At 69.0% G+C, this 14129-nt stretch carries 12 protein-coding genes, 2 rRNA genes and 1 riboswitch; of the genes, 1 reads left to right on the plus strand and 13 read right to left on the minus strand.

Annotated elements, in window-relative coordinates; translation table 11 throughout:
• Window positions 1-35: 35 nt before the first annotated feature.
• Window positions 36-2921 (minus strand): aminomethyl-transferring glycine dehydrogenase, encoded by a 2886-nt coding sequence (gene gcvP / locus ABZ441_RS13910; RefSeq protein WP_358972411.1) that lies wholly within the window; start codon window positions 2919-2921, stop codon window positions 36-38.
• A 192-nt stretch (window positions 2922-3113) separates the two neighbouring features.
• Window positions 3114-3209, minus strand: a riboswitch (glycine riboswitch).
• A 133-nt stretch (window positions 3210-3342) separates the two neighbouring features.
• Between gcvP and ABZ441_RS13915 the strand changes: the two genes are divergently transcribed.
• Window positions 3343-3717 (plus strand): PRC-barrel domain-containing protein, encoded by a 375-nt coding sequence (locus tag ABZ441_RS13915; RefSeq protein WP_358972414.1) that lies wholly within the window; start codon window positions 3343-3345, stop codon window positions 3715-3717.
• Here the strand turns inward: ABZ441_RS13915 and ABZ441_RS13920 are convergent.
• From ABZ441_RS13920 to ABZ441_RS13975, 12 genes are all read right to left on the minus strand, one after another.
• The gene (locus ABZ441_RS13920) at window positions 3636-5102 is read right to left on the minus strand and encodes a DNA polymerase IV (RefSeq protein ID WP_358972417.1); all 1467 of its coding nucleotides are present in this window, start codon (window positions 5100-5102) and stop codon (window positions 3636-3638) included. The two genes, ABZ441_RS13915 and ABZ441_RS13920, sit on opposite strands and share 82 nt — an antisense overlap.
• A 69-nt stretch (window positions 5103-5171) precedes the next feature.
• A complete protein-coding gene (locus tag ABZ441_RS13925) occupies window positions 5172-5792 on the minus strand; it encodes a MerR family transcriptional regulator (protein ID WP_205023170.1) in 621 nt (206 codons plus the stop codon).
• A gap of 169 nt (window positions 5793-5961) precedes the next feature.
• On the minus strand, window positions 5962-6435 hold the full coding sequence (locus tag ABZ441_RS13930) for a bifunctional nuclease family protein (RefSeq protein ID WP_358676454.1): 474 nt from the start codon (window positions 6433-6435) through the stop codon (window positions 5962-5964).
• Window positions 6436-6488: 53 nt separating this feature from the next.
• Complete coding sequence (locus ABZ441_RS13935; protein ID WP_358972421.1) at window positions 6489-7235, minus strand: MerR family transcriptional regulator; 747 nt, start codon at window positions 7233-7235, stop codon at window positions 6489-6491.
• A 42-nt stretch (window positions 7236-7277) separates the two neighbouring features.
• Window positions 7278-8060, minus strand: a complete 783-nt coding sequence (locus ABZ441_RS13940) for an FHA domain-containing protein (RefSeq protein ID WP_358972424.1) — start codon at window positions 8058-8060, stop codon at window positions 7278-7280.
• A gap of 190 nt (window positions 8061-8250) precedes the next feature.
• Window positions 8251-9090 carry a DUF881 domain-containing protein gene (locus tag ABZ441_RS13945; protein ID WP_358972427.1) on the minus strand — a complete coding sequence of 280 codons (840 nt, stop codon included), beginning with the start codon at window positions 9088-9090 and terminating at the stop codon, window positions 8251-8253.
• 5 nt (window positions 9091-9095) lie between these two features.
• Entirely contained in the window at window positions 9096-9428 is a 333-nt protein-coding gene (locus ABZ441_RS13950; RefSeq protein WP_003970459.1) for a small basic family protein, read from the minus strand.
• Complete coding sequence (locus ABZ441_RS13955) at window positions 9425-10345, minus strand: DUF881 domain-containing protein (protein ID WP_358972430.1); 921 nt, start codon at window positions 10343-10345, stop codon at window positions 9425-9427. The genes ABZ441_RS13950 and ABZ441_RS13955 overlap by 4 nt, the downstream gene beginning before the upstream one ends.
• A gap of 151 nt (window positions 10346-10496) precedes the next feature.
• The gene (locus ABZ441_RS13960; RefSeq protein ID WP_358972433.1) at window positions 10497-12992 is read right to left on the minus strand and encodes a mannose-1-phosphate guanyltransferase; all 2496 of its coding nucleotides are present in this window, start codon (window positions 12990-12992) and stop codon (window positions 10497-10499) included.
• 112 nt (window positions 12993-13104) lie between these two features.
• A complete protein-coding gene (locus ABZ441_RS13965; RefSeq protein WP_358972436.1) occupies window positions 13105-13713 on the minus strand; it encodes a CDP-alcohol phosphatidyltransferase family protein in 609 nt (202 codons plus the stop codon).
• A gap of 147 nt (window positions 13714-13860) precedes the next feature.
• Window positions 13861-13977, minus strand: a 5S ribosomal RNA gene (gene rrf / locus ABZ441_RS13970).
• A gap of 79 nt (window positions 13978-14056) precedes the next feature.
• Window positions 14057-14129, minus strand: a 23S ribosomal RNA gene (locus tag ABZ441_RS13975); the annotation flags it as partial.

Genomic DNA, 14129 nt, shown 5'->3' on the forward strand with positions numbered 1-14129 from the left:
GTCTCCGCACCGGCCCCGACGCGTGTACGCCCGGCCTACTGGTCGTACTCGTCCAGCGGCGGGCAGGAGCAGACCAGGTTGCGGTCACCGAACGCGCCGTCGATCCGGCGCACCGGCGGCCAGTACTTGTCCGAGGGCGTGACGCCGGACGGGAAGACCGCCTCTTCGCGGGTGTAGCCGTGGGTCCACTCGCCACCGAGCGCCGCGGCCGTGTGCGGGGCGTTGCGCAGCGGGTTGTCGTCCGCGCTCCACACGCCGGAGGCGACCTTGTCGATCTCGCCGCGAATGGCGATCATCGTGTCGCAGAACCGGTCGATCTCGGCGAGGTCCTCGCTCTCGGTCGGCTCGATCATCAGGGTCCCGGCCACCGGGAACGACATGGTCGGTGAGTGGAAGCCGTAGTCGATCAGCCGCTTGGCGATGTCGTCGATGCTGACGCCGGTCGCCTTGGAGACCGGCCGCAGGTCCACGATGCACTCGTGCGCGACCAGGCCGGCCGGGCCGTTGTACAGGACCGGGAAGTGCGGTTCGAGCCGCTTGGCGATGTAATTGGCCGCGAGTACGGCGACCTGCGTCGCGCGCTTCAGCCCCTCACCCCCCATGAGGCGTACGTACGCCCACGAGATCGGCAGGATGCCCGCCGAGCCCCACGGAGCGGCCGAGATCGGGCCGACGCCGGTCTCCGGGCCCGCCGCGGGCTGGAGGGGGTGGTTCGGGAGGTACGGCGCCAGGTGGGCGCGCACCCCGACCGGACCGACGCCCGGGCCGCCGCCGCCGTGCGGGATGCAGAAGGTCTTGTGCAGGTTGAGGTGGGAGACGTCGCCACCGAAGTGGCCCGGCTTGGCGAGACCGACCAGCGCGTTGAGGTTGGCGCCGTCCACGTACACCTGGCCGCCGGCGTCGTGCACCTCGCCGCAGATGTCTGCGACGTGTTCCTCGAAGACACCGTGCGTGGAGGGGTAAGTGATCATGAGGACGGCGAGCTCGTCACGGTGCTTCGCGATCTTGGCCCGAAGATCCTCTATGTCGACCTCGCCGTCGTCGGCGGTCTTCACCACGACGACCTTCATACCGGCCATGACGGCGCTCGCGGCGTTGGTGCCGTGCGCGGAGGACGGGATCAGGCAGACGGTGCGCCCGTGGTCCCCGTTGGCCCTGTGGTACGCACGGACGGCGAGCAGCCCGGCGAACTCGCCCTGCGAGCCCGCGTTGGGCTGGATGGAGACGGCGTCGTAACCGGTGACCTCCGCGAGACGCTCCTCCAGCTCACGGATGAGGGTGAGGAAGCCCTGTGCCTGCTCGGCCGGCGCGAAGGGGTGCAGCGCACCGAACTCGGGCCAGGTGATCGACTCCATCTCGGCCGTCGCGTTGAGCTTCATGGTGCAGGAACCCAGCGGGATCATGCCGCGGTCCAGCGCGTAGTCGCGGTCGGCGAGCTTACGGAGGTAGCGCAGCATCGCCGTCTCGGAGCGGTACTGGTGGAACACCGGGTGCGTGAGGACGGCGTCGGTGCGCAGCAGTCCGTCGGGCAGCGCCTCGGCCGCCTCGGCGTCCAGGGCCTCGATGTCGCCACCGGCGCCGAAGGCCGCCCAGACGGCGGCGATCCGGGCACGGGTGGTCGTCTCGTCGCAGGCGACGGAGACGTGGTCGGCGTCGACGAGGCGCAGGTTCACGCCGCGCTCACGGGCGCCGGCGACCACGTCCGCCGCCCCACCGGGCACCCGGACGGTGAGCGTGTCGAAGTAGGCGTCGTGCACGACCTCGGCCCCGGCGGCCCGCAGCCCCTCGGCGAGGATCACGGCGAAGCGGTGGGTGCGCCGCGCGATCGTCCGCAGGCCCTCGGGCCCGTGGTAGACCGCGTACATGCCGGCCATGACGGCGAGCAGCACCTGGGCGGTACAGATGTTGCTGGTGGCCTTCTCCCGGCGGATGTGCTGTTCACGGGTCTGCAGCGCCAGCCGGTAGGCCTTGTCGCCGTCCGCGTCGACGGAGACACCGACGAGGCGGCCGGGCAGGCTGCGGGCGAACTTCTCGCGCACGGCCATGAAGCCGGCGTGCGGTCCGCCGAAGCCCATCGGGACACCGAAGCGCTGTGTGGTGCCCACGGCGATGTCCGCGCCCAGCTCGCCGGGCGAGGTGAGCAGCGTCAGGGCCAGCAGGTCGGCGGCGACGGAGACGATCGCGCCCAGTCCGTGCGCCTGCTCGATGACGGGCTTGATGTCCCGTACGGCACCGGAGGCACCCGGGTACTGGAGCAGCACGCCGAAGACGCCGCGTTCGGCGACCTCCGCCGGGATGCCCTCGCTGAGGTCGGCGACGACGACCTCGACACCGGTCGGCTCGGCGCGGGTTCCGATCACGGCGATGGTCTGCGGCAGCGTGTCGGCGTCGACCAGGAAGACGCCGCCCTTGACCTTGCCGACCCGTCGTGCCAGCGCCATCGCCTCGGCCGCGGCCGTGCCCTCGTCGAGCAGCGAGGCACCCGAGGTCGGCAGTCCGGTGAGGTCGGCGACCATCGTCTGGAAGTTGAGAAGGGCCTCGAGCCGCCCCTGGGAGATCTCCGGCTGGTACGGCGTGTAGGCGGTGTACCAGGCGGGGTTCTCCATGACGTTGCGCAGGATCACCGGCGGGGTGAACGTCCCGTAGTAGCCGAGCCCGATCATCGGTGCGAGCACCTGGTTGCGGTCGGCGAGGCTGCGCAGCTCGGCCAGGACCTCTGCCTCGGTGCGGGCCTCGGGGAGGTTCAGCGCCTCGGCGCTCCTGATCACGTCGGGCACGGCGGCCGCGGTGAGCTCGTCGAGGGAGCCGTAGCCGACCTGGGCGAGCATCTTCGCCTGAGCCCCGGCATCGGGCCCGATGTGGCGGTGCTCGAACGGAATGCCCTGCTCCAGCTGGGAGAGCGGAGTGCGACGGGGGGTCATGTTGGAGGCCTCCTGGTCTGTCACGACCTGCGAGGGGCACCACGGCGTGGCTGCCCGGACGGCCTCCCCCTCTGTCATCTGACCTGAGAGCTTCACCGGCACGCCGAGGGCATACCGGTTTTCACCGTCGGTGAGGGCGGTGCCCGTCGCGGCACGCTGCCGTACGGATCCCGCCCTGCTTTCCAGAGTGACCTCGTCCGTGCGGTACAGGGGCCTGAGAGATTCCGGGGAGGAGTTGCTCCTTCGGCGCCTCCGGACCACTCCGGAGAACTCTCCCGCACAGGGTCAGCAGCCGTGTTCCAGCCTACCAGCGGGGTGGGCGCCGGCCGTCTCGAGTGGCCGACGGCCCGGATCTGGCCTTTCGTAGTGCCTGTGGAGCAGCCGCGACCACTTCATGGAGTCGTGACCAGTGGGAGGCGCCGTGCAGACCGACATCGATCCGCGCAGCCTGATCGGCCGCAAGGCCTTCGACCGTCAAGGTGCCAAGATCGGAACGGTGGACGAGGTCTATCTCGACGATGCCACCGGGGTGCCCGAGTGGGCCGCCGTACGCACCGGCCTGTTCACCAGGGACGCGTTCGTCCCTCTGGAGCCGAGCGAGTTCGTCGACGGTGCCCTGCTGATCCCCTTCGACAGGTCGCTGATCAAGGACGCGCCCGACTTCGGCGTGGGCCGCCACCTGTCTCCCGAGCAGGAACTGCAGCTCTACCGCCACTACGGGCTCGACTCGTCCTCCTCCTCCGCCGGCACAGGCCCCGACAGGGACTTCGGCAAGCTGGCCGGCCACGAGGAGTAGTCCGCCGGGTCCCGGACCAGTGGCAGGGGGTCGGCGGGCCTCAGCGCCGGATCGCCGACGAGGAACGTGCGCACCCGGCCGGGGGGCGTCCACGGTTCCTCGAAGCGCACGGTGACACGGCCGACGCCGCTGCCCTGCACCCAGCCGTGGCCGTGGACGTCGTGCCGTACGTCGTGTCCGGCCTGCCATCGCCGCAGGGCAGGCTGTTCCCCGCTCCCCCGGGCCTCCGCTCCCGCCGCTTCGTCCGGCGCCCCGCCCCGCCCGTCGGTGGCGGCGTCGGCGGCCGCGGACTCCTCGGCCGCGTGCTCCGCGTCGGCAGCCTGCGCGAAGAGATCCTCCTGCGTGAAGTCCGCCAGCCCGGTGACACCGACTCCGAGCAGCCGCACCCCGCCGGTCGTGTCCACCGCCTCCAGGAGCCGCGCTGCCGCCTCCCTGACCACCGTGGGGTCATCTGTGGGGCCACGCAGCGTCTCGGACCTGGTGAGGGTCGAGAAGTCGTAGCGGCGCACCTTGAGGACGACCGTGCGCCCGGACCGCCCCGCGTTCCGCAGCCGCTGCACACAGCGGTCCGCCAGGCGCTCCACCTCCGTCCTGACGCGCACCCGGTCGTGCAGGTCGACGTCGAAGGTGTCCTCGACCGACACCGACTTGGCGTCCCGCTCGGCGACGACGGGACGATCGTCGTAGCCACGCGCCATACGGTGGAGCGCCACTCCGTGCGCCTTGCCCAGCAGCCTCACGAGCTCCGCCTCTCCGGCCTCCGCCAGGTGGCTGACGACGGTCATCCCGGCACGCCGGAGATGGTCGCCCGTGGCGGGCCCCACACCCGGGAGGGTGCGCACGGACATGGGTGCCAGGAGCTCACGCTCGGTGCCGGGCTCGATCAGCAGCAGCCCGTCGGGCTTCGCCTCCTCGGAGGCGATCTTGGCCAGCATCTTGGAGCCGGCCAGACCCACCGAACCGCTCAGCCCGGTGACACCCCGGATCACGGTGCGCAGTTGCTCACCGACCAGACGGGCGGACGCCGAGTCGTCGGCGACCCCGCCCGCCTCCAGATCGACGAAGGCCTCGTCCAGGCTGAGTGGCTCGACGAGCGGAGACAGCCGCCCGAGCAGCTCCATCACCTGGTCGCTCACCGTCCGGTAGAGCGCGAAACGCGGGACCAGATACGCAGCGTTGGGCGCGAGCCGCCTCGCCTGCGCCATGGGCATCGCCGAGTGCACGCCGAGACGCCTCGCCTCGTACGAAGCGGTGGCGACCACGCCGCGCATCCCGAGACCACCGACGACCACCGGCTTGCCGCGCAGGCTGGGCTTCGCCGCCTGCTCCGCAGAGGCGTAGAAGGCATCCATGTCCAGATGCAGGATGGTCGGTGCGGCTCTCACACCGACCGATGCTGCCCTACGCCACTGACAACCGCGCTGCCCGGCACCCGCGCCGCACCGCCCGGGGGCTCAGACCGCGCGGTTGCGCCGGCGCGCCAGTTCGTCGGCGGGGTTGTTGCCGATCAGGGTCTCCCCGGTGTCGACGCGCTCTCCGTGGAGCTGGGACAGCGCCGCGTCGACGTCCCGCCACACGACGCCCACAGCGATGCCGAAGACTCCCTGACCCCCCTGGAGCAGCTTCACGACCTCGTCGGGCGAGGAGCACTCGTAGACCGTCGCTCCGTCGCTCATCAGGGTCATCCGCTCGAGATCCGTGAATCCGCGGGCCCTGAGGTGCTGGACGGTGGTGCGGATGTTCTGGAGAGCGACCCCCGTGTCCAGGAACCGCTTGACGATCTTGAGGAGGACCACGTCCCGAAAACTGTAGAGACGCTGGGTCCCCGACCCGTAGGCCGGGCGTACGCTCGGCTCCACCAGCCCCGTACGGGCCCAGTAGTCGAGCTGTCGGTAGGTGATCCCGGCCGCCGCACACGCCGTCGGCCCTCGATAGCCGATGTCCCCTGCCCCTGCTGCCACACCGTCCGCTGCCACCACCGCCGGCTGAACCGGCTGTCTGATGGAGTGGTCGGCTGCACTCCCGTGCTGCCGGTACGGCCCACCCTCAGCCGTACCGTCGCCGCTGCTTCTCACGCCGACCTCCGTCCTAGACCTGCCACCTCGAAGGTAGGCAGTCACCAGGGGTGCGTCAACGATCGCCACACTCGGCACGCCGAGTGATAATCACCCTGAGGGTGGTTTCCCGTGACTGATTTCCGGGAAAGGCTTGCCGGATGCGCTGACGCCCCCGTTGTCAGGACGGTCACTGGCTGTTGGTACCGAAGTCCTCCGGCGAGATCTGGTCGAGGAACTCGCGGAACTTCTCCACCTCGTCCTCCTGCTCGTCCGGGATGGCGATACCGGCGTCGTCCAGTACACCGTCACTGCCGTAGATCGGCGTACCGGTGCGCAGGGCGAGCGCTATGGCGTCGGACGGCCTGGCGCTCACCTCGACCCCACTGGCAAAGACCAGCTCCGCGTAGAAGACCCCTTCCTTGAGGTCCGTGATCCGGACCTCGGTGAGCTCCTGGCCCACGGCCTCGAGCACATCCTTGAAGAGATCATGGGTCAGCGGCCTGGCCGGAGCCATGCCCTGCTGGGCGAAGGCGATCGCGGTCGCTTCCCCAGGGCCGATCCAGATAGGGAGATACCGGTCGCCTCCCACTTCACGCAGGAGCACGATCGGTTGGTTGGAGGGCATTTCCACCCGGACACCCACAACGTCGAGCTCGTTCACACAGCAACCCTAGGACGTGCCCGCCATGTTTGGATAGTCGGGCTCCTCCGTGCTCAGTGGGATCCGGTCTTCAGCGCGGTCATCACGAGCGCCGCGTGAAGCCTGACCGAGAGCTCCGCCAGCTCCTTCGCCGTGGCCTCGGCATGGGCCCTGGTCTGCGGATTCCGGTGCCGACGCAGGGGCGCGACGACCTGTTCGACCAAGCCGGCCTCGCGCTCCGCGGCCGCTTTGACGGCCCGCAGATGCCGAGTTTCCAAACCGAATCGGCCCAGGTCCGCCACCAGACGCGCCACGTTCACCGCCTCGGCGTCGTAGCTGCCACCGGAGGCGGCCACGATCAGCCCGTACGCCTCCCACTCGTCCAGCTGCTCCTCCGTGGCCTCAGCGGCTGCCAGGAGCTCCGGGCGTCCGATGCGGGCAGCGGTGGCCCGCCCCGGGTCCTGGTGGTCCCTGAGCGGGTCCACGGGCTCGCCCGGGCCGCCGGGCGACGGCAGGGCCGCCTGCTCACCGCGCGCCAGGGCTTCCAGGTGCTCACGGATGACCTTGAGCGGGAGGTAGTGGTCCCGCTGCATGCGCAGCACCTGCGCCAGCCGCTCGACGTCGCCGGGGCTGAACTTCCGGTAGCCCGACGGCGTCCGCTGGGGGTCGATCAGGCCTTCCGCCTCCAGGAAGCGGATCTTGGAGATGGTGACTTCAGGAAACTCGTCGCGCAGCTGCAGGAGCACCGTGCCGATGCTCATCGCGCGCTCGCCTGCGGCGGCGGTGCCGTGACCGGCACCGCCTGTCGGTGTTCGCAGCATGGACCTTCCTGGGGGTCCCCCCGGACGGAGTCCGGGGGAGGGTCACACGCCCCGCTGGCTGGCGTAGAAGACCAGCCGGTACTTCCCGATCTGGACTTCGTCGCCGTTGGTCAGCGCGACGGAATCGATGCGCTCGCGATTGACGTAGGTGCCGTTCAGGCTGCCGACGTCGCCCACGGTGAAACTACCGTCCGGGCTCCTGTTGAACTCCACATGACGCCGCGACACGGTCACGTCGTCGAGAAAGATGTCGCTCTGCGGGTGACGGCCCGCCGTCGTCAGGTCGCCGTCCAGCAGGAAGCGGCTGCCGGAGTTCGGGCCGCGACGGACCACCAGCAGTGCGGACCCCGCCGGCAGGGCGTCGACGGCGGCCTGGGCCTCCGGGGAGAGCGAGGGAACGGCCGTCTGGCCCGTCGCCTCGGCCTCGTACGCCTCGATACCTGAGATGGAGATGGTCGAGGTCGTCTCCGAGGCGCGCTCGGGCACCCCGCCCCGCAGCGGCGCGCCGCAGTTGGAACAGAAACGGCTGGCCTGGGCGTTCCGATGCCCGCACCTCGTACAAACCGGCATGGACGAGCCCTCCGGAGCAGAGCCGAAGCCTCCACCCGTGTTCGAGGTCGATGATTCACCGAAACCTATGCGCCCTGCACCTCCAGGGTCAACGGACGGCGCGCCGGACCCGCCGGCGGCTCCCTGGACCTCGTCGCGGAAGAGCGGGCGCTCCGAGCCCTGCTCCTCGGCACCCTGACGCGGCGCGCGGTGGCGGGCAGCGCTGTTGCTGTCCTCGCGGGCACTCTTTCCGAACAACTTCGCAAACAACTTCACGGGCGTTTCCCCTTGACCGAAATAGACCCGCCCGTGGGGCAGGACGAACCCTGAATGAACACACCTGCCGACCCGGACATCTTCACAACGTCCGTATCCACCCGACAGTTTCCACCACGCGTCACCGATCCGTTGCGCCGACCCCCCGCAACCTGACGCCCGTCTCCTTCGAACACCGCGCGCCGCCCTCTCACCGGGACGACGATCGAGCGTAATCAGGCTGCTTCGCCGGCCGCAAGGCGTCCACGACGATGTCCTCGGCGCGTGTCACCTCCGCCGTGGCCTGCTCCTTCTCGAGCGTCTGCACCACACCACCGGGAATGTTCAGAGCGGGCTCCAGGTCCTGCGGCTTGCCGATGACCTTGAACGCGTAGGGGGCCTCGACCTTCCGGCCGTCGACCTTCAGCTCTCCCCCGTCACCGGAGAAGTACGTATCGGCCACCACGCGCACGCCGTTGATCTGGATCGCCTCGGCGCCCGCCGCCCTCAGCTCCTGGATGGTGTCGAGGAGCATGTCCGCCTCCACCGCACCGCCCGGGTCACTGATGGTCAGCGTGATGCCGGGGCCGTGCGCCGCGACCGTACCCGCCAGGATACCGAGTTGGCGCTCCTTCTCGAGCGTCTGCTTACGCGCTTCCTCCGCCTGGTCGGAGCTGTTCTCCAGCTCCGTTCGCTGGTCGTCGAGACGCTGCTTCTCGTCCTCCAGGCGCTGGGTGCGGTTGTCGAGCTCGTCAAGGATGCGGACCAGGTCCTCCTGACGGGCACCGCGCAGTGCGCTGTTGTCGCTGTTCGACCTCACCTGGATGGCCAGCCCGAGACCGAGGACGAACAACAGGAGCGCCACGATCAGTTGGGCTCTGCTCACCCTGGGCGGCCAGAGACCCGACCGCAGCCGCTGGCGGCCGGAGGCCTCATCGGGCCTGGCCTCGGGGGACGGCGCGGGTGCGGGCGCTTCGGGCGGGAGCGCACCGTCGGGACGCTCGCGGCGGTGGTGGTGGTGTCCGCCGCCCGGGTTCTGTTCGCTGTTCATCGGCCTCAGGCCCGGAAGACGTGCCGGCGGATGGCCGCGGCGTTGGAGAAGATCCGGATGCCGAGCACGACCACCACACCGGTGGAGAGCTGGGCCCCGACGCCCAGTTTGTCACCGAGGAAGACGATCAGGGCGGCCACCACGACGTTCGAAAGGAACGACACCACGAAGACCTTGTCCACGAAGATCCCGTCGAGCATGGCCCGCAGACCGCCGAAGACGGCGTCGAGCGCGGCCACCACGGCGATCGGCAGATAGGGCTCGACCACCGCCGGCACTTCGGGCCGGACCAACAGTCCGACCACGACTCCCACGACGAGGCCCAGTACGGCGATCACGATGTGCCTTTCCCTGTGTCTGCCGCACCACTGCCCGTGTCTGCGGCCTGAGGCTCTGCTGTACGTACGATCAGGCTGGGCGCGGCAGGAAGACGCACCTTCTCCTGCTCGGAGATGTTGGTGCGGATGTCGAAACTCTCGTGCAGCGCCTGAAGATACTGGCCATCGGCACTGTCCTGGAAGGCGGTGGCGAGCTTTTTCCCGTCCCCCACCGCCAGCACCGTGTACGGCGGCACGAGCGGCCTGTTGTCGACCAGTATGGCGTCGCCCGCCGCCCTGATCGCGGAGAGGGCCGTGAGCCGCTGCCCGTTGATGGCGACCGCCTCGGCGCCGGACTGCCACAGTCCGTTGACCACGCGCTGCATGTCCCGGTCACGTACGCGCCCGGTGTCGGCGAAGCCGGTGGACTCACGGGGCCCGCCACCACCCTGGTCGGTGTCCTCGGCGTCGTCCACGACCAGTTTGATCCCGGTGCCCTCGACAGGGGTGGCGCCCGACAGCAGCGCCACCAGGCTTCCCTGGTCCCCGCCGTGCTCCTGCAGCGCCTTGCGCTGACGCTCGACGACGTCCTTGCGCAGGCCGTCGACGTCCGCTTCCAGTGCGTCGGCCGTGGACGTCTCGGCGTTCACCCGGTCGATGAGCTCCTCGCGCTCCTTCGCCACGACCGGCGCCGCGACCTGGGCCTCGGCGGCACCGAGTGTCACCACGAGGGCGGCCAGCACCAGACCTGCGGCGAGGCCCAGCTTCGCCTTCAGAGTGCGAGGCAGGCCCTCCGTGCCGTCGGCGCGGCGACGTGCCGAAGCCTCGGCGTATCCCTCGTCGAGGCTGTGTTCCATCACGGTGGTCAGCAGCGACATGGACGCGTCGGGGCGAGCACGCGGCGGAGCGCTACTCCGATCGGGGGGCGGCTGCGACATGCCGCACATCGTCGCACGTCATGCCTGCTGCCGCCGAATGGCCCCACCGTCCGTCCGGAAGCCGCCGTACACGGCTTCCGGACCGGGGCGTAGGCCATGGTCCTTCGTTCGGCGGATCAGGCCGCAGCCCGGCCTGATCCGAACGGGAACTCTAGTCGCCCGCGCTGTCCACGACGGCTGCCCACTCGTCGAGCAGCGCCTGGGCCGAGGCGTCGTCGGGACCCTCCGCCCACAGGTGGGTGACGGCCTCGGACGGGTCGGGCAGGACCATCACCCATCGGCCGTCGGTCTCGACGACGCGAACACCGTCGGTGGTGTCCACGCTCCGTTCTCCGGCGGCCTCCACCACCCGGCGCATGACAAGTCCCTTGACCGCCCACGGTGTGGCGAGGTCGCGACGCAGCACATGGGCGCGCGGGATGCGGGCGTCGATCTGGCTGAGGGTGAGCTGTGTCCTGGCCACCAGTCCGATCAGCCTGACGAAGGCCGCCGCACCGTCGAAGACGCTGCTGAACTCGGGGACGATGAATCCGCCGCGGCCGTCACCGCCGAAGATGGTGGTGTCTTCCCGGCCCACGCGGGTCAGATCGTCGGGTGACGTGGTCGTCCACTCCACCTGCGTCCCGTGGTAGGCCGCGACCTGCTCGGCGACGCGGGTGGTCGTCACCGGCAGGGCCACCCGACCGCTCCTCCGCTCCGCCGCCACGAGGTCGAGCATGACCAGGAGCGCCCGGTCGTCCTCGATGATGCGGCCCCGCTCGTCCACGAGGGACAGCCGTTCGCCCACGGGGTCGAAACGCACACCGAAGGCGGCCCGCGCGGACGACACGATCTCGCCGAGTCGCACCAGTCCCGCACGCCTCGATTCGGCCGACTCGGTCGGGCGGGACTCGTCGAGCCCCGGGTTGATCGTCAGCGCGTCCACGCCGAGGCGCCCCAGGAGGCTGGGCAGCACGAGCCCCGCACTGCCGTTGGACGCGTCCACGACGACCTTGAGCCCCGCGTCGGCGATGCCGGCCGTGTCGACGTTGCGCAGGAGCGAGCCCGTGTAGGAGTCGAAGACGCTGGACGGGAAGTGCAGGTCGCCGATCTCTCCGGGGAAGGCCCTTCGGTACTCCTGGCGTGCGTAGACCCGGTCCAGCTTGCGCTGGCGGGCCTGGGAGAGGTCGGCTCCCCGCTCGTCGAAGAACATGATGTCGACCGAGTCGGGCACACCGGGGGACGTCCGGATCATGATGCCGCCGGCGCTGCCCCGAGCCGTCTGCTGCCGGGCCACCGGCAGCGGCACGTTCTCCAGGTCCCGGACGTCGATGGCGCTCGCCTGCAACGCCGAGATGACCGCCCTCTTCAGCGCACGGGCACCACGGGAGTGGTCACGGGCGGTGGTTACCGTCGCACCCTTCTTCAGGGTCGTCGCGTACGCCCCGGCGAGCCGCACGGCGAGTTCCGGGGTGATCTCGACGTTCAGGATGCCGGAGACACCGCGGGCGCCGAAGAGATGCGCCTGACCGCGCGACTCCCAGATCACGGAGGTGTTGACGAACGCGCCGGCTTCGATGGTCTTGAAGGGGTAGACCCGGACGTTGCCCTGAATGATCGACTCCTCGCCGACCAGACACTCGTCACCGATGACGGCGCCGTCCTCGATGCGCGCCGCCCGCATGACGTCGGTGTTCTTGCCGATCACACAGCCGCGCAGATTGCTGTGCTGACCGACGTAGACGTTGTCGTGAACGACCGCCCGGTGAAGGAACGCGCCGGATTTCACCACGACGTTCGAGCCCACCACGGTGTGTTCACGGATCTCGGCGCCGGCTTCGATCTTGGCGTAGTCACCGATGTAGAGCGGCCCCCGCAGGACGGCGTCGGGGTGGACTTCGGCCCCTTCAGCGACCCAGACCCCGGGGGAGATCTCGAAGCCGTCGAGTTCGACGTCGACCTTGCGCTCCAGTACGTCGGCCTGGGCCTTCACGTAGCTCTCGTGCGTGCCCACGTCTTCCCAGTAGCCCTCTGCGATGTAGCCGCAGATCAGCTTGCCGTCCTTCATCAGCTGCGGGAAGACGTCACCGGACCAGTCCACCGAGGTGTCGGCCTGGACGTAGTCGAAGACCTCGGGCTCCATGACGTAGATGCCCGTGTTCACGGTGTCCGAGAAGACCTGGCCCCAGGTGGGCTTCTCCAGGAACCTTTCGACCTTTCCCTCTTCGTCCACGATCGTGATCCCGAATTCCAGAGGGTTCGGGACCCGGGTCAGGCACACCGTGACGAGGGCGCCCTTTTCCTTGTGGAACGCGATGAGGTCGGTGAGATCGAAGTCGGTGAGGGCGTCGCCGGAAATGACCAGGAAGGTGTCGTCCTTCAGTGCCTCCTCGGCGTTCTTCACGCTCCCCGCGGTGCCGAGTGGCTTCTCCTCGTTGGCATAACTGAGCTCCATCCCGAGCTCTTCACCGTCGCCGAAGTAATTCTTGACGAGAGAGGCGAGGAACTGGACGGTGACCACGGTCTCGTTGAGCCCGTGCCTCTTGAGCAGGCGCAGCACATGCTCCATGATCGGCCGGTTGGCCACGGGCAGGAGCGGCTTGGGCATGCTTGAGGTCATAGGGCGAAGGCGGGTGCCTTCACCGCCTGCCATCACGACGGCCTTCATGTCGGAAACGTCCTCCTCGAAGAGACGACGGTCTGGCCGACTTCGCCCGTCGGGGCAACACCACGACTATCGGGTGTGGGCCGGCGACGCTGCACGGCACCACGTCAACGAGCTAATCGGCTACTTGATCCGCCTTGACGAGACGGCGGACCTGGACCACGTAAAGGACTCCTGCCCACCAATACAGGGTTGTACCCCATCCGGCGAACGCCCATCCGAAAATGGTCCCCAGCGAAGCAAGCCAACCACTTCCGTCGCTGAGCAGCAACAAGGGGAAGGCGTACATCAGGTTGAATGTTGCAGCTTTGCCGAGGAAGTTCACCTGCGGCGGCGGATAGCCGTGACGGCGCAGGATTCCCACCATGACGAGGAGCATCAGTTCGCGGGCGAGGAGCGCGGCCGTGAGCCACAGGGGCAGGATCTCGCGCCAGGTCAGCCCGAAGAGGGTCGACAGGATGTAGAGGCGGTCGGCTGCCGGGTCCAGGAGCCGGCCGAGGCTGCTGATCTGGTTCCAGCGCCGGGCGAGCTTGCCGTCCAGGTAGTCGCTGATCCCGCTCAGCATCAGGACCAGCAGGGCCCAGCCATCACTGTTGGGTCCGCCGAACACGGGGCGAAGAATCAGCCACAGGAAGAGCGGGACGCCGAGGAGACGAGCCGTGCTGAGGATGTTGGGGATGGTGAGTACTCGGTCCGTCTGAACTCGAGTCTCCTGGACCTCCACCCGGGGGCCTCCTGTGAGGAACGTGCCAATGATGCCCCCTGACCCTACCCTCAGCCGCCGGCGAACGGTGCACAGGGGTGCGGGAGAACGGGCGTGAACGCAGAAAAGCCCCGTGCCACAAGGGCACGGGGCTTTCCCGGAATAATTGTTCGGCGGCGTCCTACTCTCCCACAGGGTCCCCCCTGCAGTACCATCGGCGCTGAAAGGCTTAGCTTCCGGGTTCGGAATGTAACCGGGCGTTTCCCTAACGCAATGACCACCGAAACACTATGAAATTAACCAACACCGGATATAAACACGGCCGTTCGTTATTTCAGAACTAACACAGTGGACGCGAGCAACTGAGGACAAGCCCTCGGCCTATTAGTACCAGTCAGCTCCACCCGTTACCGGGCTTCCACATCTGGCCTATCAAC

It is taken from the genome of Streptomyces sp. NPDC005752 (genome assembly GCF_040630715.1).
Lineage (GTDB): Bacteria > Actinomycetota > Actinomycetes > Streptomycetales > Streptomycetaceae > Streptomyces.